We start from the raw sequence: 19,811 nt of genomic DNA, 5'->3' as shown, positions 1-19,811 counted from the left end.
TATTTACTTAATACGGCGCACTTTAATGCGCTTATTGACACCTTCGCGGCCAAGGAAATAACCGTTTAACAGTCCACGTTCAATGGCGTAATTACCGTCAAGTGGTAATTGGAACGTCTGCGAGTCGGTTTGCTTCCATACTTGCCCGTTGGTGAAATAAATAATCCACTTGCCGTATGGGTCTTTCTCGGTTTTGTCGATAGCAACATAGATCGTGTCGCTGTCCTCATTCGACTCTTGCGCGGGCAACCCAAAATCATCTGCGGGCTCTTGGCGTGCATTGGACTTCTTGGCAGGAGCTTGCTTATTGGTTTCAGCAACGGCTATCTCGACGCCTTCACCGGCGGCGACCTTGTCATAGCAGACCAAACGTTTTAACGGGTTTTCAATAGCTGCACAGGTGCGCAGTTGCTCTAGTGTTGGCTCTTGAGCACTAGCATTTGGAGTCCACAGAAGTGCCACTGACAAACAACTGACAACACTCCCCAAAGCTAACAATTTAAGCATTTTTTTTGCTTCCTACTTCTTGATTATTCAATCACGCTCGGCTTCTGCCGCACGCGGTGTTTGTTGGTATAGACTAGCAATCAGCAAGCCAAGTTCAAAGAGCAACCACATAGGGATCGCCAATAGCGTTTGCGATATCACATCAGGCGGCGTCAAAATCATGCCAACAATGAAAGCAACGACAATGACATACGGTCGCTTTGCACGCAAGGACTTGACGTTAGTCACACCGGTCCAACAGAGCAAAATAATGGCAACCGGGGTTTCAAACGCAATACCGAACGCCATAAAAATAGCCAGCACAAAATCCAAATAACGGGCAATATCGGTGGCAACTGTTACTCCTTCAGGCGCCGCATTTGCCAAAAAGTTCAATGCCAAAGGTAAAACCGCCCAATAAGCAAAGGCGATACCGGCATAAAACAATAGCGTGCTGGACACCATGAGTGGCACCACTAAACGCTTTTCTCGTTGGTATAGCCCTGGCGCCACAAATGCCCACAACTGCCACAGTAAGACCGGTATCGCTAATGCGACAGAAACCACGAGAGCTAATTTGAAAGGCGTGAAGAACGGTGTCGCTACATCGGTCGCGATTAAGGTACTACCTTGCGGCAAGCTGGCCAACATTGGCGCGGCAAGAAAGCTATAAAGCTCATCGGCAAACACCGCTAGCACCGCAAAAATCGCCAATACTACCAAGACCCCACGTAACACTCGGCGTCTTAGCTCTAATAAATGATCTAGCAGCGGCGACTGGCTCATGACGATGACTTATCTTGGTCCGAAGAAGAGGTAGACGGTTTGCTATCGCGCGTTTCCGACGTAGGCTTTTCTTGCTTCGCATACGGACGTTGAACCGCCGCAGCGGCATCGCGCAATTCAGCCATCGAACGTTGTAATTCCGGCGACAGCTTGTCGGCATCAAGCTGTTCAGCTTTACGCAAATGTTCGTGCAGTTCTTTGATGCGTAACTCGTGATTGAGCTCCGCTTGCACCGATGTGCCAAAACTTTTGGCTTTTTGAATGCCGCGCTGCAAGGCTCGCAACGCTGTCGGTAAACGCTCAGGACCCAATACTAGCAGGCCTATAAGCGCGACCAATAGGAGCTCCCAAAAGCCAATATCAAACATGGCGGTTAAGCGTCCTTGTCAGTGTCGTTCTTGCTGTCTACTTTTTTTTGCTCTTGCGATTTTTCTGCGTCTTCGTCACTCACTGACTTTTTGAAGCCCTTGACCGCTGAACCCAAGTCACTACCTAACGAGCGCAAGCGCTTAGTGCCAAACAACAACACGATAATGACCAATACGATCAACAGTTGCCAAATACTAATTCCCATAATGTCCTCTGTTCTACTTTGCTGGTTTGCGCCAGCTCATCACAACACTGGCCAACGTTGCCACGCCGCTTAAAGCGGTCAGCCAGTGATTCTGTTCGGTCACCCACAGCAAGGTTGTACTCACTAAGGTGGCAGTACTCATTAAGCCCCACCATAAGCGCCACACCATCTTTCTCTGGCCAGCCAATAATGCCTGCGTCGCCAATTGTTGCTGCTCAACTTGATGCTTTTGGTTGCGCAAGTAATCATAGAGCAAAGTTGGCATTTCCGGCATTTTTTCGGCCCAATAAGGTGCATGTTCCTTCACCGAACGTAACACCGCACGCCAACCGAGTTGTTCTTGCATCCAACGCTCTAAAAACGGCTTCGCGGTTTGCCATAAATCCAACTGCGGATACAACGTACGCCCTAATCCCTCGACGTAAAGTAAGGTTTTCTGTAACAACACCAGTTGTGGCTGAACTTCCATTTCAAACCGTCGCGCCGTATTAAATAAGTTTACCAGTACATGGCCAAAAGAAATATCGGCGAGCGGTTTATTGAAAATAGGTTCGCAGACCGTTCGAATCGCCGATTCAAATTCCTCGACGTTGATATGTGCAGGTACCCAGCCCGAATCCACATGTAATTCAGCCACTTTGCGGTAGTCACGATTAAAGAAGGCGAGAAAATTTTCTGCTAAGTAACGTTTATCTTCACGGTTGAGGGTGCCGACAATCCCAAAGTCAATACCAAGGTACTGCGGGTCTTCTGGATGTTCGCGTGCGACAAAAATATTGCCTGGGTGCATATCGGCATGAAAAAAACTATCGCGAAAGACTTGTGTAAAGAACACTTCGACACCGCGTTCAGCGAGCTTCTTCATATCGACACCAAGTGCCATCAAGGTGTCAACATCGCTCACAGGAATACCGTCGATACGCTCCATCACCATCACATTATGGCGGCTGAAGTCACTGTAGACCTTCGGTATATAGAGCAACTTAGAATCTTCAAAATTACGGCGTAATTGAATTGCGTTTGCTGCTTCGCGCGCTAAATCGAGCTCATCAAGTAGCGTTTTGCGATATTCTTTAACCACTTCGCGAGGTTTTAGGCGACGTCCGTCGGGCAGATGCTTCGCTAGAACTGACGCTAAGGTTTCCATCAAGCTCAAGTCGGCATCAATGGCATCACGAATATCTGGACGAATCACTTTGATAACCACATCGGCGCCGGCATCGTCACCATGCTTCAACTTCGCTGTGTGCACTTGTGCAATTGAGGCCGATGCTAACGGCGTAACGTTAAAGTCATCGAAAAGTTCATCAATATGCTTTAGCCCCAGCGCCTTTTCGATAAGCTTTTGCGCACGTTCACCGCTGAACGGTTTCACTTTATCTTGCAGTTTTGCCAGCTCCAGCGCTATATCCGGCGGCAAAAGGTCACGCCGTGTCGAGAGCATTTGGCCAAATTTGACCCACACTGGACCTAGGGACTCAAGCGCTAAGCGCAAGCGTTCGCCGGCTGGCTTCTCTTTGTGCCGGTTTGATAACCAAAACAACCCAACTCTTGCCACTCGAACAGACCAAGGCATCCACTTGGCAGGAATAAGTTCATTCAAGCCATAGTGCAAAAATGTTCGCGTGATCTGATACAGTCGCTTGGCTCGCATACTCAATCTCTTGGTTCCCGTAGCTGCCGTTCAAGTTTATCGATGCGGGCGCGTAATGCTTGCACGTCAGCTTGGAATTGCAGGAACTGTGCGCGTGCGGGTAGCACCTGCTTTTCTTCGATCAGCGCATCTTGAACCCACTGCTGACTATCTGCTCGCCATTGTTTAAATCGCGAACGACTGCGCTGAAAGGCAGTTACCAACAACTGTGCAGGAACATCGCCAATCCGCTGCGAGAGCTGTTCGGGCCAGTCAATCGCAAGATCAGTAAAAAGTTTGCTTAATTGCTGGGCCAACATCGGATCGCCGTCAATGTCGAGCTTGTCTGCTTTGATCAAGCGCGTGATATTAGCGCTATCGCGAAGCTCGGGGAGGACCGCCAATTCGGTCATAATATGACAGTCGACCTCTGCTGTATCAATCCAACTGAACAACACGCTGCTTTCAGTAACCGTTATGGTGAGCGGCTTACCGACTTCCCTCAACGTCACCCGCAAGCGTTTTCCGGCAAGTTTCGTCAATCGGTCAGCGCTCGCTGGGTCTAGGGCGAGCAGCTGCTGCGCCGCAAGCTCCAGTAATTGATTTGGCAACACGGTCCACAGCATCAGAACTTGAAACCTCGATGCAGTGCAACAATACCACCCGTTAGGTTGTGATAGGTCACCTGCTCATAGCCAGCTGTTTGCATCATTCCCTTGAGGGTCTCTTGATCAGGGTGCATGCGAATAGACTCGGCGAGATACTGGTAACTTTCGGCATCCCCTGCAACCAGCTGTCCCATTTTCGGTAATACATTGAACGAATAAAAATCATAGGCTTGCGATAACAACGGCGGTACCGGCTTAGAAAATTCAAGTACCAGCAAACGGCCACCCGGCTTAAGTACGCGAAACATTGATTCCAGCGCTTTTTGCTTATCGGTGACATTACGCAAACCAAAGGCAATGGTAATGATGTCGAAGCGGTCACTCTCAAACGGTAATTCTTCAGCGTTTGCTTGCACGTAGTCAACGTTGTCGACAATTCCCATATTGCGTAATTTATCACGGCCGACATCAAGCATGGCTTGGTTAATATCTGCTAAGACGACTTCTCCGGTCGGCCCCACACGGCGGGAAAATTGCGCGGTTAGATCACCTGTACCGCCGGCAATATCGAGCACCTTCATGCCCTTGCGAACACCGCTGCAATCGATAGTGTAGCGCTTCCAAAGCCGATGAATACCGAACGACATGACGTCATTCATGATGTCGTATTTTTTGGCCACTGAATTAAAGACATTGGCTACCAGTCCCTGCTTCTCGTCGCGGGCAACTTGCTTATAGCCAAAATCAATGGTGTCTGACTTCGAATCTTTCATCATACTGCCTTTTTACTAATGTGCGTCTAGTGTACTACGAAATCATGCTTGGGCGTAGTGGTCTCGACGCGGTAACCAGCGTTGGATCAATGCTTCGGATGTTTCGCGATAATCACCCCAAAGCTGTTGCGCCAGATGCTGCGCTGGTGCCAACAAATCACTGTGCTTCATTACGTCCGCAACCTTCATTTCGGTCAATCCGGTCTGTCGCTGTCCCAATAACTCCCCCGGCCCGCGGAGCTCTAGATCACGCTCGGCGATAACAAAGCCGTCGCTGCTATCGCGCAACACACCAAGACGTTGCGTAGCTGTTTTCGATAACGGCGCATGGTACAGCAGCACACAGTGACTCGCCACAGCACCACGGCCCACTCGCCCGCGCAACTGGTGCAGTTGCGCTAAACCGAGGCGTTCGGGATTCTCGATAATCATCAAACTCGCATTCGGCACGTCAACACCCACCTCAATCACTGTCGTAGCGACCAGCAGATCGAGTTCGTGGGCTTTAAAGGCCTGCATTACCGCTTCTTTTTCAGCGCTCTTTAAGCGCCCGTGCACAAGTCCAATGCGCAAGTCTGGAAGCGCAGCGGCAAGTTGATTCGCAGTGTCTTCAGCGGCTTGGCATTGCAATGCTTCCGATTCTTCGATCAACGTACACACCCAATAAGCTTGGCGTTTTTCTTCAGTGCAGACTTTGTGCACCCGTGCCACTACCTGCTCGCGACGCGTATCTGGAATCGCCACTGTAGTGACCGGTGTACGTCCCGGTGGTAATTCATCGATAATAGATGTGGCTAAGTCAGCATAGGCAGTCATCGCCAGCGTCCGCGGAATCGGTGTTGCGGTCATAATCAACTGATGCGGCTGAAAGCCTTGCTGCACACCTTTCTCGCGAAGCTCTAAGCGCTGATGCACACCAAAACGGTGCTGTTCATCAATAATCACTAATGACAAATTATGATACTCAACATCGGCTTGAAAAAGCGCATGTGTGCCCACTACCAACTGGGTTTGCCCGGTTCTCAGCGTCGCCAATGCCTCGTTGCGTTGCTTGCTAGTTTGCTTGCCAGCTAGCCAGCCAACCTCGATCCCCAGCGGGGCAAACCATTGACGAAACGTCAGCGCATGCTGTTCGGCCAAGATTTCCGTCGGTGCCATTAACGCTACTTGGTAACCTTGCCCAATTGCCGTTAGTGCCGCGAGAGCTGCCACCAAGGTCTTGCCTGATCCCACGTCACCTTGCACTAAACGCATCATCGGGATCGGTTGCGCTAAATCTTGCTGGATCTCATTGACGACACGCTGTTGAGCTTGGGTGGGCTGAAACGGTAGTTGCTGCAAAAATGCTGACTCTAATGCATTATGCGGTTGCAACGCACGAGCTTGATGTTGTTGTTTTAGACTCCGTAGTTTCAGCAGGCTTAACTGATGAGCGACAAGTTCTTCCATCGCAAGCCGCAATTGTGCCGGATGTGTACCTTCTTGCAACTCACGCAAGTGCACGTCGAGCGGTGGTCGGTGCAACAATTGAATCGCCGCACTCAACGCCATTCCGCCCGGACGCAGATGTTCTGGCAGCAACTCTGGTAAAGCTTTCGGCGTCAGGTAGGTAAGTGCTTGCTCACTCAATTTTCGTAAGGTCGCTTGCTGGACACCTTCAGTGGTGGGGTACACCGGTGTTAACGAGCTTTCTGCCAGCTGCGGTACGTCACCTTGCACCATCTTGTACTCCGGATGAATCATATCCGGCCCTTGCATACCGCGGCGCACCTCACCGAATAGCTGCAACTGCGTTCCTTGCGCAAACTGCTTCAACTGCGCCGCACTGAACTGAAAGAATACCAAGTTTAAGCCGCCGCTGGCGTCACGCACGTTAACCTTCAGCATACGGCGGCGGCCATACACAACATCGGCTTTGACTACGCGAGCAATCACTGTAGCTGTGGTACCGGGTTGTAGCGCGGCAATCGGATAAATACGCGAGCGATCTTCATAACGAAGTGGTAGATGCAAAAGCACATCCTGCACGGTCGCCAAGCCCAATTTGGTCAAGCGCTCCTGCAGTTTCGGTCCCACCCCTTTAAGGACTGAAACAGGAATGCGATGCAACCCCGCTTGGCTCATATCAATTTGACCTCACCGCGTGCCACCACGCCTCATCAGCAACAATTTGCCCGTGCTCATCCAGCTCTGGATAAGCGAGCTTCTTGCGCCGACAAAGCTTGGCAAAAATCGGATGACCACCTTCAAACAGTACCCGATGGCGCTCATCCGCCGACAATTGTGGTTGCTCGTACATACCCGCATTTTCACGTTGCCGCTGTGCTTCATATAAAATCGCTGCCGCAGCCACAGAAACATTCAGCGATTGCGCCATACCTACCATCGGAATCACCACATGTTGATCGGCCAACGCCAGCGCTTGCTCAGAGACACCGTGTTTTTCTTGACCGAATAGAATTGCCGTCGGCTTGGTGTAATCCACTTTACGAAAGTCGATAGCTGACGCCGACAGGTGAGTCACTAACACCTGCTTGCCCTCGGCTTTCAGCTGAGCAATGGTTTCTGCCGTGCTGTCATGGTGGTGCACTTTCACCCACTGCTGCGAACCCATGGCTGTGCCGCCTTTGATTTTGCCTTTGCGATCGAACCAGATGGCATGAACTTCATGCAGGCCTACGGCGTCCGCGGTGCGAATAAGCGCCGATAGGTTATGGTTTTTGTGGACACTCTCGAGACAGAGCGTAAGATCGGGTTGGCGCCGATCGAGTAATTTGTTGATGCGAGCAAAGCGTTCCGGTGACATAAAAAATCCAAAAGCATTTTTTACTGAGTATAACGGTATGCGTGAGTTAACCCTAGTTTTTCAACATGCTGATTTTTATGCGCTTAACAAACCCGCAGGCGCTCCCATGCATGCAAACGACAACGAAGCCAGCGTTGTACATCAACTTGCCGAGCAATTAGGTGAGCAATTATGGCCAGTCCATCGCCTTGATACCCCCACCTCAGGGGTTCTTTTAATCGCTCGTAACGCCAATGCTGCGGCAGCATTGAGTCAACTCTTCGCCGACCGCGCTATCACTAAAACTTACTTAGCCATTGCTGCTGGCAAGCCAAAGAAAAAGCAAGGCTGGGTAGTAGGTGATATGGTCAAGGCCCGCCGCGGCAGTTGGCGTTTAACGCATAGTAAAGTTAATCCGGCGCGCACACAATTTAGCAGCGAAGCCATCGCAACGGGATATCGGCTGTATCATCTGCACCCACAAACGGGGCGTACGCATCAGCTCCGCGTGGCGCTAAAAAGCCTCGGAGCTCCCATCGTCGGCGATGCCCGCTACGGTGGTGAAGCCAACACCTATCTCCATCTTCACGCGTGGCAACTAGCATTTACTTATGCGCACGAAGCATTCGCCATTACCGCCCCAGTACCCAACTACGGCTTGTTTACCGATCCTGCGACCAAAGCCGCATTGGCAAAATAATCAGCAACGAGGCATACTCAAATCACTTTTATTACAACTTGCAAAGGTGATTGGTCATGTCGAAACTTTCTGCGATCGCAAAACTTACTTTAGCCTGCTGTGCGACACTAACTGTCGCGCCAATGGCGGCGCTAGCTGCCGATGAACCGGTGCGCATCTCTGCCGAGCTAGAGCAGCAGGTGATTGAATGGCGTCGTGACCTGCATCAGCACCCTGAACTCAGTAACCGCGAATTTCGCACAGCAAAAGTCGTTGCAGAACACTTACGTGAACTCGGCTTAGAGGTGCAAACCGAAGTTGCCCACACCGGTGTTGTCGGTATCCTTAAAGGCGCAAAGCCGGGCCCAGTCGTCGCATTACGCGCTGACATGGACGCCTTGCCGGTCACCGAAAAAACCGACCTCCCCTTTAAATCGACCGCCACCGCCGAGTACCGTGGTGAAGAAGTAGGTGTGATGCATGCCTGTGGCCATGACATGCATGTCGCCATGTTAATGGGTGCCGCAGAGCAACTTGCTGCGCTGCAAAACGAACTTGCTGGTACCGTCATGTTTATCTTTCAGCCTGCCGAGGAAGGCGCACCGAAGGGCGAAGAAGGTGGTGCTGAGTTGATGCTTGAGCAAGGTCTCTTTGCCGACCTTAAACCAGACGCAGTGTTTGGTATTCACGTATGGTCTGCGGGCACAACTGGGCATATTGGTTATCGCTCAGGCCCTTTGATGGCATCCTCTGATCGCTTTGAAATCAACGTTAAAGGTCGTCAAACACACGGCTCGCGTCCGTGGGGTGGTGTTGACCCTATTGTTACTGCAGCGCAAATCATTAACAACACACAAACTATTATCAGTCGCCAAGTGGATATCACCAAAGCGCCAGCAGTCGTCAGCTTTGGTATTGTCGAAGGTGGCGTGCGTAACAATATTATTCCGGATGAAGTTTACTTAGAAGGCACCATTCGTAACTTCGACATGGACAACCGCGCACAAATTTTTGAAAACCTCAAAACCACAGCAGAGCACACTGCCGCTAGCTCTGGCGCTGAAGCGCATGTGCATATTGACGAAGGTTATCCGGTAACAATTAATAACCCGGAGTTAACCGCACAAATGTTGCCGACCATTGAACAAGTTGCCGGCGCCGACAAAGTAAAAGTGAATCCGCTGGTTACTGGTGCAGAAGACTTCTCGTTCTACGCACTAGAGGTTCCGGGACTCTTCGTCTTTTTAGGAATAACACCCGAAGGGCAAGATCCAGCAACAGCGCCGAGTAACCACTCACCGTACTTTTACGCCGATGAAGATGCGCTCAAAGTCGGCACTGAATTGTATGTAAACTGGGTGTTCGACTACGCAGAAGACTAACCAACAGGAGGTCACGATGGCAGGCGCGCAAGGTAGTTTAATGGTCGAGGGTAAACTTACCCATTGGCAACAGCTACTGAAGTCCGGCAACCGCATTTTCATCGGCTCCCATGCTGCGGTACCGCACGCGCTGATCAATGACCTGATGGCCCACAGTCAACACTTGCACGATATCGAAATCGTGCAAGTGTATGCTCTCGGCGACAACCAGTGGGCCGAGCCTAAATACACCCAACAATTCAAGGTCAACAGTCTGTTCATTGGCGGTCCTCAGGTTCGCTCTGCAGTAGCCGAAGGGCGAGCGGACTATACGCCGTGCTTCATGTCCGACATCCCCTACCTGTTTTCTGAAGGTATACTGCCGCTCGATGCCGCTTTGATTATGGTCAGCCCGGCCGACAAATATGGCTATCATTCACTTGGCGTTTCCGTAGATATTGTTTCGTCAGCGCTAAAAGCGGCGAAAAAAGTGATTGCCCAAGTCAATCCCAAAATGCCCGTGACCTTCGGCCAAGCCTTTATCCACAAAGGGCAAATTGACGCTTTTTTTGAAGCCGAAGCAGAGCTCCCGGAAATCGAAGCCACTGAACTCGACGCGGTGACCGAACGGATCGGTCAATATGTGTCATTGCTGATCGATGACGGCGCCACCATCCAAATTGGCTTCGGCAATATTTGTGACGCAGTTTTGCGTTATCTCGGTAACCATAAAGACTTGGGCGTTCATAGCGAGATGATCACCGATGGCATCATGGAATTGATGCAAAAGGGGGTCATTAACAACCGCAAAAAGACCTATCACCAGCACAAAGCTGTCACCAGTTTCTGCGTCGGCAGTAAAGCCTTATACGACTTTGTCGATGGCAATCCACACATTGGTTTTTACCCAAGTGAGTATGTGAATTCGCCGGCCAATATTGCCCGCAACGACAACATGATTTCGATTAATAGTGCGATCGAAGTCGACCTAACGGGTCAAGTTGTGTCGGACTCGATTGGCCATCAGTTCTATAGTGGCATTGGTGGGCACGTCGACTTCAGCCGCGGTGCCTCGATGAGTAAGGGTGGAAAGCCAGTTATTGCGCTGCCCTCAACCGCTAAAAACGGCACCATCTCAAGGATTGTCCCGCACCTTACTGAGGGCGTTGGAGTCGCGACCTCGCGAGCACATGTTTATTACGTGGTTACCGAGTTTGGAGTGGCTTCGTTGCGCGGCAAAAGCATTCGCGAACGCGCCCTTGAGCTCATACGAGTGGCCCACCCCAAGTTTCGCCAGCAACTCCTTGAAGAAGTGCGTAAACACTATTACGTGCCCAACTATCAAACCATTAAATCGGTGGAGGTTCCTGAGCTTGGCAGCGTCGGTTTTCGTGAATTAAACATCGACGGCCAATGCTATGACTTACGCCCTCTTAATCCAAGTGATGAGCGACGCTTGCAAGAGTTCTTCTACTCGCATACCAAAGAAACCCTGCAAATGCGTTACAACACTGTGCCAACGCAAATGAGCCGGGAAAAATCGTGTACGCTGGTGAGTGTTGATCAAGCGACCGACCTTGCCCTCTGTATCGTGCGCCAGAAAGGCTCTGCAGCCGAAATCCAAGCCGTCGGTCGCTATTATTATGTACCGCAAAACAACAGCTGCGAAGTGGCGTTTGTTACTCGCGAAATTCATCAAGGCAAAGGCATGGCCAGTCGCTTACTGGACGAGATGATCCGCATTGCCAAACTACGCCATATCGACCACATGGTCGCCTACGTGCGTGCCGAAAATCATAAGATGCTAGCGGTGTTTGAACGCGCTGGCTTTAAACGTTTACCAAGTGAGGACCCAGGTGAAGTTCACTTGAAGCTTCCACTTACTGCTACCGACGAGTCGTAACATGTCGATTACTGTATTTAGCCATCCGCAATGCATGCAGCATCAAGTCACCGAGGTACATCCCGAGGAACCTGCGCGTCTTAGTGCCATTAATGATCAGATTATTCGCTCCGGCCTCGAGTTAGCGATCAGCCAACGCGATGGTGGCAAAGCGACGCAAGAGCAGCTCTATCACGCCCATAGCGTCGACTATGTGAACGATGTTTTTGCCCGCGCCCCCGCCGAAGGTCACATTTGGCTTGATCCTGACACACTAATGACGCCCGGCTCATTGGATGCCGCACTATACGCTGCAGGTTGTGGTATCAGTGCGGTAGATGAAGTCATGCAGGGCGACAACCAACGTGCTTTTTGCGTGGTGCGCCCGCCGGGACATCATGCTTGTTACGACAAAGCCATGGGCTTCTGCATTTTTAACAATATTGCCGTTGCTGCAACCCATGCCATGAGTGCGCATCAACTCGAACGAGTGGCCATCATTGATTTCGATGTTCATCACGGCAACGGTACCGAGGACATCTTTTTGAATGACGAACGCGTATTACTGTGTTCATCTTTCCAGCATCCGTTTTACCCTGACACCGGTGCCGACACCATCAGCCCGCATATCATTAATTCGCCGATGCCCGCTGGTACTACCGGCGAAACTTGGCGCAAAGAAGTCATGGCACGTTGGTGGCCGGCGCTCGAACGTTTTGAGCCGCAGCTCATTCTCGTTTCGGCTGGATTTGATGGGCATGCCGAAGACGACATGGGTAACTTTAAGCTGCGTGAAGATGATTACTTTTGGATCGCCAAAGAACTAAAGGGCTACGCCGAGCAATTTTGTTCGGGTCGCATTGTTGGCATGCTTGAAGGAGGCTACGACCACAGCTCGTTGGGACGAAGTGTGGTCGCATTCATCAAAGGCTTAATTTAATAAAGAGCTAACCTTCCTGCAGTTGACTACGGATCAGTTTTTTGTCGACTTTACCGACACTGGTCCGTGGAATCTCATCCACCACTTTGATGGTATCTGGAATGGCCCACTTCTCGATGTGGCCTTCATCGACAAATTTCTGCATAAAGTCAGCCACTGCTTGTTGATCAACCTGCGCACCTTCACGCACGGTCACCACCGCATGTGGCCGCTCGCCCCACTCGTCATCAGGCAAACCGATCACCGCCGAGAGCTCAATGTCAGGGTGCTGGCTAATCAAGTTCTCAATATCGAGGGACGACACCCACTCGCCACCGGTTTTGATCACATCCTTAATGCGGTCACGAATTTGCAACGTGTAGCTATTATCGATACTGCCAACGTCACCAGTGTGCATCCAACCGTTGGCCCATAGCTCGTCGCTCTTTTCCGGCTCGTGCAAATACCCTTGCGTGAGCCAAGGTGTGCGCACCACAACTTCCCCCATCGCCTTACCATCGTGCGGTAAGAACCGGCCGTTATCATCAATAATGCGCATGTTAACTAAGGGCACGGGCTTACCTGTTTGCACGCGTGTACGCACTTGTTGCTCCATACTGAAGCTATCGGCATCAAGTGGCATCCAGGTGGTGCTCAGCAGTGGACAAGTCTCCGACATCCCGTAACCGGTATAGATCTGAATGCCGCGTTCTAGCGCAGCCTTGGCTAGTCCTTCGGTGAGTGCACTGCCGCCAATCAATACCTGCCAGCCACTAAAATCAATGGCTTTCGCCTTTTCACTACTTAACACCATCTGCAGAATCGTTGGCACACAATGCGAGAAGGTCACTTTTTCTGTCATGTAAAGTTTCAACAGGGTGGCCGGCTCGTAGCGACCAGGGTAAACCTGCTTCAAGCCCATCATGGTGGCAACATACGGCACGCCCCAAGCATGCACATGGAACATCGGCGTGATCGGCATATACACACTCGACGCCTGCATCAACTGCATGTTGTCGTTCATACTGGTGGTTGCAGACAACGCCAAGGTATGCAATACCAATTGCCGATGCGAGAAAAACACGCCTTTCGGATTGCCCGTCGTACCCGTGGTATAGAAGGTCGTCGCAATCGCATTTTCATCAAAGTCGGGAAAATCGAACTCCGTCATAGCACCGGCTAGCAAGCTTTCGTAATCGCCAATGACCTCGATCGGTGCATCAGGTGCTTGGGCTTCGTCGGTGAGTTGGATGTAACCTTTCACTGTCGTTAATTGGTCTTGCACCTTGGCGATCAGCGGCAAAAAGTCATCGTGCACTAAAACCAAGTCATCCTGGGCATGATTCATGGTGTACACCACTTGCTCAGGAGCCAAACGCACATTGACCGTGTGGAGCACCGCACCAATCATTGGGATGGCAAAGAAACACTCGAGGTAACGCGGCGTATCCCAATCCAGCACAGCTACCGTATCGCCTTCTTTGACGCCCGCTTCGGTCAACACATTAGCTAAGCGATGCACCCGCTCGATGAATTCGGCATAGCTAAAGCGCTGGCCATTGTTACCGCCAACGATTTCGTTATCGCCGGCATAACGCTCGGCTGACAGCAAGAGCTGTTTGATCAGAAGCGGATAGTTATAGGCTTCGTCCGCTGGAGAAATCAGTTTTACCGCCATAGAAAATACCCTCGTTGTTCGCTGTTCGTGTTTGGTAGCCCTTGGTTCTACCACGGGTCACACCCGACGTTTCGACCATGCCGTTTCCAATTTGAATTCCCCCGTGGTAGAACCACGGGCTACAGAACGTCGGCTTTTACCATTTACGGGTGACTTCGTAGATATCGGTGCGGCGATCTTTTAAATTCGTCACCGACCCCTCGTGATGTAAATACCGCAATTCATCTAAGTTTAGATCAGAGAAAATCAATTGCTCGGTGTTCGGTGTCGTCTCCGCCAAGATCGCGTCGTACGGGAAGGCAAAGTCCGACGGTGAGAACACTGCAGACTGTGCATACTGCACATCAAGGCTTTCCACCTGAGGTAAATTGCCGACACTACCGCAGGTGACCACATAGCATTCATTTTCAACCGCCCGCGCTTGTGCGCAGTGGCGCACACGCAAATAAGCATTACGCGTATCGGTCCAGAACGGCACGAAAAGAATTTCGAGGCCTTCGGCGGCCATGAGTCGGCCTAACTCTGGGAACTCAACGTCGTAACAAATCAAAATACCGATCTTGCCAGCATCAGTGTCGAACACTTGCACATGATTACCGCCCTCGATTACCCAATCGCGCTTCTCGTGCGGTGTTACGTGGATTTTGCGCTGCTCTTCGATGGTGCCGTCGCGGCGACACAAGTACGAAACGTTGTAGATAACGTCGTCTTCATCGAGAGGCATCGAACCGGTAATGATGTTGACGTTATAACTGACCGCCATTTGCGACATTTCACGTTTGAAGCGTTCGGTGTAACCCGCCAAGAAGCGAATCGCATCTTTTTGCTGGCTTTGATCGGTAAGGCCCATCAGTGGCGCATTAAAAAATTCTGGGAACACCGCAAAGTCACTCTGATAACTCGACATCGCGTCGACAAAGTACTCCACTTGCTTGAGCATTTCTTCCACTGAGTCAATTTCACGCATCTGCCACTGCACAGCGCCGATGCGCACGTTGCGAATACGGCTGCCGAGAATATTGTCGGACGGCTCGTACAAAAAGTTGTTCCACTCGAGCAAGGTCGCAAAACCTACCGAGCGTTTGTCTTCCGGTAAATATTTACCGAGTAAGCGCTTCACAGTGAAGTCGTTGGCTAACTGGAACGTTAGAATCGGATCATAAATCTCACGGCGGTGTACGCCTTCAATGTACTGCCCAGGCGTGAGCTCGTCTGCGTATTTATGGAAGTTCACAATACGACCACCAGCTAGAATCGCTTTCAGGTTGAGCTGACGACAAAGTTCTTTACGTGCGTCATACAAGCGACGGCCTAAGCGAAAACCACGGTAATCAGGATGGATCAGTACATCGAGGCCGTACAGTGCGTCGCCTTTGCGATCATTAAGAATGTTTTCGCGGGCATCCATCAAATCGTCGTAGGTGTGCGGGTTACTGAAGCGCGCGTACTTTACTTGCACGGTCAGTGCAACACCAACGAGTTGGCCATTATCTTCTAAACAGATTTGCCCTTCGGGAAACTCTTTGACTAGTTTCAGGATGGTATGCTCACCCCAAGCGCCACCAATATCAGGGTAGACTTTATCCATTAACGCTTTGAGTTGTGGGTAATCCTCTTTGCGTAAATTACGCAACTGCAAGTGCAGATCATCAGGGCTCATTCGACATCCTTCATATTCCTTAGTACAACATGTAACTTAGTATGACGAAGTCGCGGTAATTGGCAACAGCTAATCGGCTTTGGCGCTTGCACCCGAAGTTAAGGATGTATACACTTCTGGACGTCCAAATAAAATTATAAAGGTTCGCTAACTTATGACTGAAGCTGCTAGCGCTCGTGCGCTGCTCCCATTGGGGCTTTTTCTCGCGCTGTTTCTCGGTGCCGGTATTTACTTTCAAGCTACTGGCGTCGATATGGCGTTTTACCAACTGGCGAGCCCAGTTGCGATTCTACCGGCGATCATTTTAGCCGTTTTGCTGAGCAAACAGGCCTTTGAAGAACGTATCAACACCTTCGTAGCCGGTGTGGGTGACCGCAATATTGTCACCATGTGTATGATCTATCTGCTCGCAGGCGCGTTTTCTACCGTGGCTGCGGCTACGGGTGGGGTCGACGCCATGGTTGCATTAGGCCTGCACGTGATTCCCGCCAGCTTCTTGCTACCGGGCTTGTTCATTATCGCCGCTGTGGTGTCTACGGCTATGGGCACCTCAATGGGAACCCTAGGCGCTTTGGCGCCAGTGGCTTTAGGCCTTGGCCAAGCGTCAGGCATCGACCTGCCGCTACTAGCAGGGGTGTTGGTAAGCGGGGCCATGTTTGGTGACAACCTGTCCATCATTTCTGATACGACGATTGCTGCCACGCGTACGCAAGGCTGTAATATGAGTGACAAGTTTAAGGCCAACCTAAAAATAGCAATCCCAGCTGCGATCATCACGATTTTGTGGTTGGTTAGCTACGATACTGGCGCCACTCCACCGCAAATTCCGGAAGCGAATTTGTGGTTGAGCCTTCCGTACTTCTTCATCATTGTGCTGGCAGTCATGGGACTCAATGTTTTTGCGGTGCTGACGCTTGGTATCATTTTAGCCGCCGCCTTTGGCATGGTGACCGTGGATTATCAATGGGTGGCGTTCAGTCAGGACATCTACAAGGGCTTCGCCAGCATGCAAGAAATTTTCTTGCTTAGCTTACTGATTGGAGGCCTATCGGCGCTCATTCGTCAACAAGGTGGTTTAAAGTTTCTGGCGACAACGGTCGGTAATATCACCAAGCGCTTATTCAAGCACCCGCAGCAACGCGCCGCATTCGGCGTAGCTGGCTTAACTGGCCTCACCAACTTCGCAGTAGCCAATAACACGGTGACGATTTTGCTTTCTGGTGAAGTCAGTAAACGTCTTGCCGAAGAGGGGAATCTAGCACCACGACAAAGCGCGAGTTTGTTGGATATTTTTGCGTGTGTGGTGCAAGGTGCTTTGCCGTACGGTGCACAAGCACTCTTTATGGGCGCTAGTTTTGGGCTAACGCCGATTCAAGTGAGTGTGAATACTGGCTACTGCTTCATTCTTGGCGCTGTGGCGCTAGCAATGATTATCTGGCGTAAGCCGTTAGAAGGGCGTGAAAAGCTTGAGCCGAGCACCACTTAATTGGTGCTCGGTAACTCCATAACGCCGTCAATTTCGATTTGCGCGCCCTTCGGTAGAGCTTTCACGCCGATAGCGGCGCGCGCAGGATACGGCGTGCGGAAAAATTCAGCCATCACTTCATTTACAATGGCAAATTGACCCAAATCAGTCAGGTAAATTTGTACTTTCACCATATCTTGCAATTCACCGCCGGCGGCTTCACACACGGCCGAAAGATTCTTAAACACCTGAACTGCTTGCGCACGAAAATCTTCGCTGACGAATTCCATGGTCTCAGGTACCAATGGAATTTGCCCTGACAAGTATACTGTTGTGCCGATTTTTACGGCTTGCGAGTAGGTACCAATCGCCGCTGGTGCCTTGTCGGTATTAATAATGACTTTTGACATGTTATTTCCTTAAACGCGCGACGCGTTGTACATCTGGCATCTTGCGAATATGACGAATCACATCAGCAAGCTGCTTACGATCATGAACGGTTAATGCCACATCAATGTAATAGATATTGGCATCGACTTCTTCGGTCTTAAGGCCGTGAATGTTACACCCCGTGGCCGCAATATTTGACGTCAGTTTCGCCAAGGCACCCTGATGATTCACCACCTCGACCCGTACTTCAGTAATAAATTCTGCTTCAGGTTTGTTGTCCCACTGCACCGGGAAGTAACGGCCTGGCTCGTCTTCATGGCCACGCACGTTCTTGCACTCGCGGCGATGGATGACCAATCCTTTACCTGGGCTAACGTGGGCAATAATGTCATCGCCTGGAATCGGTCGACAACATTTAGCGAAGCTCACCAACAGCCCTTCAGCGCCTTTGATGGAGAGTCCACGGCCATTGCTCGGCTGCTCGTCTCTGAGCTGCTGCATTTCGCCCAAGAGCCTTTTCGCAATTGCCACGGACATCATGTTGCCAAGGCCAATTTCACGCAACAGCTGCGCCTTCGATTCAATTTTGACTTCTTCACAGACGCGAGCAAACTCATCATCAGAGATATCATTATAATTCACTGGCCCCAGTGCGGCGCGCAACAAACGTTCACCAAGCTGCTCAGCCTCGCGGGTTTCTTGCCCTTTCAAATATTGCCGGATTTTAGCGCGCGCCTTACCGGTTACCGCAAAGTTCAGCCATGCAATATTCGGGCGCGAACCTGGCGCTGTTTTAATTTCAACGGTTTGCCCAGTCTCAAGCGGCTTACTCAACGAGTACACTTTATGGTTCACTCGCGCACCAATACAGGTATTACCAATATCGGTATGCACCGCATAGGCAAAATCGACTGGCGTTGCGCCTTGCGGGAGCTCAATGATGCGGCCCTCGGGGGTAAACACATAAATTTCTTCTGGGAACAGCTCAGATTTGACGTTCTCAATAAACTCAAAGGCATTACCGGTGCTTTGCTGCAGCTCGAGCAAACTTTGCATCCAGCGGCGGGCCCGCACCTGCGCGGTCGTACCCGAACTTTCTTCGGCTTTATAGAGCCAGTGCGCGGCAACCCCGCGATCCGCCATTAAATTCATTTCTTCGGTGCGGATTTGAATCTCAACAGGAATACCGTGAGGCCCCTTCAACGACGTATGCAATGACTGGTAACCGTTCGACTTCGGAATCGCAATGTAATCTTTAAAACGCGTTTCGATCGGTTTATAGAGGTTATGCAATGCGCCCAGCACGCGATAGCAAGTGTCAACTTCGTCAACAATCACACGAAAAGCATAGATATCCATAACCTGTTCAAAATGCAGCTCTTTGCTCAGCATTTTTTTGTAAATGCTGTACAAATGCTTTTCGCGACCTAACACGCGAGCGCTAATACCATGTTCATGCAACCGTGCTTCGACTTCTTTCTGCACCCGTTCAACCAGCTCACGGCGATTACCGCGCGCTTGCTTTACTTGTGATTCAAGCAACTTGGCGCGCCACGGATACAAAGCGAAGAAACCGAGATGCTCGAGCTCGTTCTTAATATCGTGAATACCAAGACGGTGCGCTAGCGGCGCATAGATTTCGAGGGTTTCGCGAGCAATACGGCGGCGTTTGTCGGGGCGCAAATGACCAATAGTGCGCATGTTATGCGTGCGGTCGGCCAACTTGATCAAAATCACCCGGATATCGTGGACCATCGCCATAATCATTTTGCGATAGTTTTCGGTTTGTAATTCTTCCTTCGAATCAAAGGTAAGCTTATCGAGTTTCGACACCCCTTCCACCAACTCAGCGACCGTGGAGCCAAACTGCTCGGCAAGGTCCTCTTGGGTGAATTCGGTGTCTTCGATCACGTCATGCAATAGCGCAGCCATGATGGTCTCATGGTCAAGGCGCATGTCAGCAAGGATGCCGGCTACGGCAACAGGATGGGTGATATAAGGTTCGCCGCTACGGCGTTTTTGCGTTTTGTGCGCTTCTGCGGCCAGTTTAAAGGCCGCAGCGGCACGCTGCACCTGATCAGGTGGCAGATACTCGGCTAATTGCTGCCGGAGACCTTCAAATAAATACACCC

Annotated in this window: 18 protein-coding genes; 5 read left to right on the top strand and 13 right to left on the bottom strand. The window is 50.9% G+C overall.

Features of this window, described 5'->3' with window-relative positions:
- Positions 1–3 precede the first annotated feature (3 nt).
- Genes NV375_RS10565 through trmH form a run of 9 tightly spaced genes read right to left on the bottom strand, consistent with a single transcriptional unit; the run spans position 4 to position 7,666 of the window.
- The gene (locus NV375_RS10565) at positions 4–507 is read right to left on the bottom strand and encodes a type VI secretion protein (protein WP_258808196.1); all 504 of its coding nucleotides are present in this window, start codon (positions 505–507) and stop codon (positions 4–6) included.
- Positions 508–534: 27 nt separating this feature from the next.
- The gene (gene tatC / locus NV375_RS10560) at positions 535–1,272 is read right to left on the bottom strand and encodes a twin-arginine translocase subunit TatC (RefSeq protein WP_258808195.1); all 738 of its coding nucleotides are present in this window, start codon (positions 1,270–1,272) and stop codon (positions 535–537) included.
- Entirely contained in the window at positions 1,269–1,640 is a 372-nt protein-coding gene (tatB, locus tag NV375_RS10555; RefSeq protein ID WP_258808194.1) for a Sec-independent protein translocase protein TatB, read from the bottom strand. Before tatB ends, tatC begins: the two co-directional genes overlap by 4 nt.
- A gap of 5 nt (positions 1,641–1,645) precedes the next feature.
- Positions 1,646–1,846, bottom strand: a complete 201-nt coding sequence (gene tatA, locus NV375_RS10550) for a Sec-independent protein translocase subunit TatA (RefSeq protein ID WP_258808193.1) — start codon at positions 1,844–1,846, stop codon at positions 1,646–1,648.
- Between the two features lie 13 nt (positions 1,847–1,859).
- Positions 1,860–3,500, bottom strand: coding sequence for a ubiquinone biosynthesis regulatory protein kinase UbiB (gene ubiB, locus NV375_RS10545; RefSeq protein ID WP_258808192.1), 1,641 nt, complete (start codon positions 3,498–3,500; stop codon positions 1,860–1,862).
- Positions 3,501–3,502: 2 nt separating this feature from the next.
- A complete protein-coding gene (locus NV375_RS10540; RefSeq protein ID WP_258808191.1) occupies positions 3,503–4,105 on the bottom strand; it encodes an SCP2 domain-containing protein in 603 nt (200 codons plus the stop codon).
- Complete coding sequence (ubiE, locus tag NV375_RS10535) at positions 4,105–4,860, bottom strand: bifunctional demethylmenaquinone methyltransferase/2-methoxy-6-polyprenyl-1,4-benzoquinol methylase UbiE (protein WP_126773713.1); 756 nt, start codon at positions 4,858–4,860, stop codon at positions 4,105–4,107. The genes NV375_RS10540 and ubiE overlap by 1 nt, the downstream gene beginning before the upstream one ends.
- 42 nt (positions 4,861–4,902) lie before the next feature.
- Positions 4,903–6,984, bottom strand: coding sequence for an ATP-dependent DNA helicase RecG (gene recG, locus NV375_RS10530; RefSeq protein ID WP_258808190.1), 2,082 nt, complete (start codon positions 6,982–6,984; stop codon positions 4,903–4,905).
- A 1-nt stretch (position 6,985) separates the two neighbouring features.
- Entirely contained in the window at positions 6,986–7,666 is a 681-nt protein-coding gene (gene trmH, locus NV375_RS10525; protein WP_258808189.1) for a tRNA (guanosine(18)-2'-O)-methyltransferase TrmH, read from the bottom strand.
- 37 nt (positions 7,667–7,703) lie between these two features.
- On the opposite strand from trmH, the gene NV375_RS10520 reads away from it, so the two are divergent.
- The 4 genes from NV375_RS10520 (at position 7,704) to NV375_RS10505 (ending at position 12,507) form a co-directional block, all read left to right on the top strand.
- A complete protein-coding gene (locus NV375_RS10520; protein WP_258808188.1) occupies positions 7,704–8,345 on the top strand; it encodes a TIGR01621 family pseudouridine synthase in 642 nt (213 codons plus the stop codon).
- Positions 8,346–8,467: 122 nt separating this feature from the next.
- On the top strand, positions 8,468–9,706 hold the full coding sequence (locus tag NV375_RS10515) for a M20 family metallopeptidase (protein WP_258808302.1): 1,239 nt from the start codon (positions 8,468–8,470) through the stop codon (positions 9,704–9,706).
- Positions 9,707–9,722: 16 nt separating this feature from the next.
- Entirely contained in the window at positions 9,723–11,588 is a 1,866-nt protein-coding gene (locus NV375_RS10510; protein ID WP_258808187.1) for a GNAT family N-acetyltransferase, read from the top strand.
- Between the two features lies 1 nt (position 11,589).
- Complete coding sequence (locus tag NV375_RS10505; protein ID WP_258808186.1) at positions 11,590–12,507, top strand: histone deacetylase family protein; 918 nt, start codon at positions 11,590–11,592, stop codon at positions 12,505–12,507.
- A gap of 7 nt (positions 12,508–12,514) precedes the next feature.
- Here the strand turns inward: NV375_RS10505 and NV375_RS10500 are convergent, their stop codons facing one another.
- Together NV375_RS10500 and NV375_RS10495 are read right to left on the bottom strand one after the other, a co-directional pair.
- A complete protein-coding gene (locus NV375_RS10500; RefSeq protein ID WP_258808185.1) occupies positions 12,515–14,164 on the bottom strand; it encodes a fatty acid--CoA ligase in 1,650 nt (549 codons plus the stop codon).
- A gap of 136 nt (positions 14,165–14,300) precedes the next feature.
- Entirely contained in the window at positions 14,301–15,824 is a 1,524-nt protein-coding gene (locus NV375_RS10495; protein ID WP_126773414.1) for a bifunctional GNAT family N-acetyltransferase/carbon-nitrogen hydrolase family protein, read from the bottom strand.
- 154 nt (positions 15,825–15,978) lie between these two features.
- Between NV375_RS10495 and NV375_RS10490 the strand changes: the two genes are divergently transcribed.
- Positions 15,979–17,310, top strand: a complete 1,332-nt coding sequence (locus NV375_RS10490) for a Na+/H+ antiporter NhaC family protein (RefSeq protein WP_258808184.1) — start codon at positions 15,979–15,981, stop codon at positions 17,308–17,310.
- Here NV375_RS10490 and NV375_RS10485 read toward each other — a convergent pair.
- Both NV375_RS10485 and spoT read right to left on the bottom strand, forming a co-directional pair.
- On the bottom strand, positions 17,307–17,699 hold the full coding sequence (locus tag NV375_RS10485) for a RidA family protein (protein ID WP_258808183.1): 393 nt from the start codon (positions 17,697–17,699) through the stop codon (positions 17,307–17,309). The two genes, NV375_RS10490 and NV375_RS10485, sit on opposite strands and share 4 nt — an antisense overlap.
- Position 17,700: 1 nt before the next feature.
- Complete coding sequence (gene spoT, locus NV375_RS10480; RefSeq protein WP_258808182.1) at positions 17,701–19,809, bottom strand: bifunctional GTP diphosphokinase/guanosine-3',5'-bis pyrophosphate 3'-pyrophosphohydrolase; 2,109 nt, start codon at positions 19,807–19,809, stop codon at positions 17,701–17,703.
- Between the last annotated feature and the right edge of the window lie 2 nt (positions 19,810–19,811).

The sequence above is a fragment of the Pseudidiomarina sp. CB1 genome (assembly GCF_024752025.1).
Classification (GTDB): Bacteria; Pseudomonadota; Gammaproteobacteria; order Enterobacterales; family Alteromonadaceae; genus Pseudidiomarina.
Note: the sequence above shows the minus strand (reverse complement) of the source record. Positions and strands in the feature narration are given on the sequence as shown.

Bases quoted from the DNA above. Each gene is read 5' to 3' on its own strand.
- NV375_RS10565 (WP_258808196.1), bottom strand. From the start codon at position 507: ATGCTTAAATTGTTAGCTTTGGGGAGTGTTGTCAGTTGTTTGTCAGTG.
- tatC (WP_258808195.1), bottom strand. From the start codon at position 1,272: ATGAGCCAGTCGCCGCTGCTAGATCATTTATTAGAGCTAAGACGCCGA.
- tatB (WP_258808194.1), bottom strand. From the start codon at position 1,640: ATGTTTGATATTGGCTTTTGGGAGCTCCTATTGGTCGCGCTTATAGGC.
- tatA (WP_258808193.1), bottom strand. From the start codon at position 1,846: ATGGGAATTAGTATTTGGCAACTGTTGATCGTATTGGTCATTATCGTG.
- ubiB (WP_258808192.1), bottom strand. From the start codon at position 3,500: ATGCGAGCCAAGCGACTGTATCAGATCACGCGAACATTTTTGCACTAT.
- NV375_RS10540 (WP_258808191.1), bottom strand. From the start codon at position 4,105: ATGCTGTGGACCGTGTTGCCAAATCAATTACTGGAGCTTGCGGCGCAG.
- ubiE (WP_126773713.1), bottom strand. From the start codon at position 4,860: ATGAAAGATTCGAAGTCAGACACCATTGATTTTGGCTATAAGCAAGTT.
- recG (WP_258808190.1), bottom strand. From the start codon at position 6,984: ATGAGCCAAGCGGGGTTGCATCGCATTCCTGTTTCAGTCCTTAAAGGG.
- trmH (WP_258808189.1), bottom strand. From the start codon at position 7,666: ATGTCACCGGAACGCTTTGCTCGCATCAACAAATTACTCGATCGGCGC.
- NV375_RS10520 (WP_258808188.1), top strand. From the start codon at position 7,704: ATGCGTGAGTTAACCCTAGTTTTTCAACATGCTGATTTTTATGCGCTT.
- NV375_RS10515 (WP_258808302.1), top strand. From the start codon at position 8,468: ATGGCGGCGCTAGCTGCCGATGAACCGGTGCGCATCTCTGCCGAGCTA.
- NV375_RS10510 (WP_258808187.1), top strand. From the start codon at position 9,723: ATGGCAGGCGCGCAAGGTAGTTTAATGGTCGAGGGTAAACTTACCCAT.
- NV375_RS10505 (WP_258808186.1), top strand. From the start codon at position 11,590: ATGTCGATTACTGTATTTAGCCATCCGCAATGCATGCAGCATCAAGTC.
- NV375_RS10500 (WP_258808185.1), bottom strand. From the start codon at position 14,164: ATGGCGGTAAAACTGATTTCTCCAGCGGACGAAGCCTATAACTATCCG.
- NV375_RS10495 (WP_126773414.1), bottom strand. From the start codon at position 15,824: ATGAGCCCTGATGATCTGCACTTGCAGTTGCGTAATTTACGCAAAGAG.
- NV375_RS10490 (WP_258808184.1), top strand. From the start codon at position 15,979: ATGACTGAAGCTGCTAGCGCTCGTGCGCTGCTCCCATTGGGGCTTTTT.
- NV375_RS10485 (WP_258808183.1), bottom strand. From the start codon at position 17,699: ATGTCAAAAGTCATTATTAATACCGACAAGGCACCAGCGGCGATTGGT.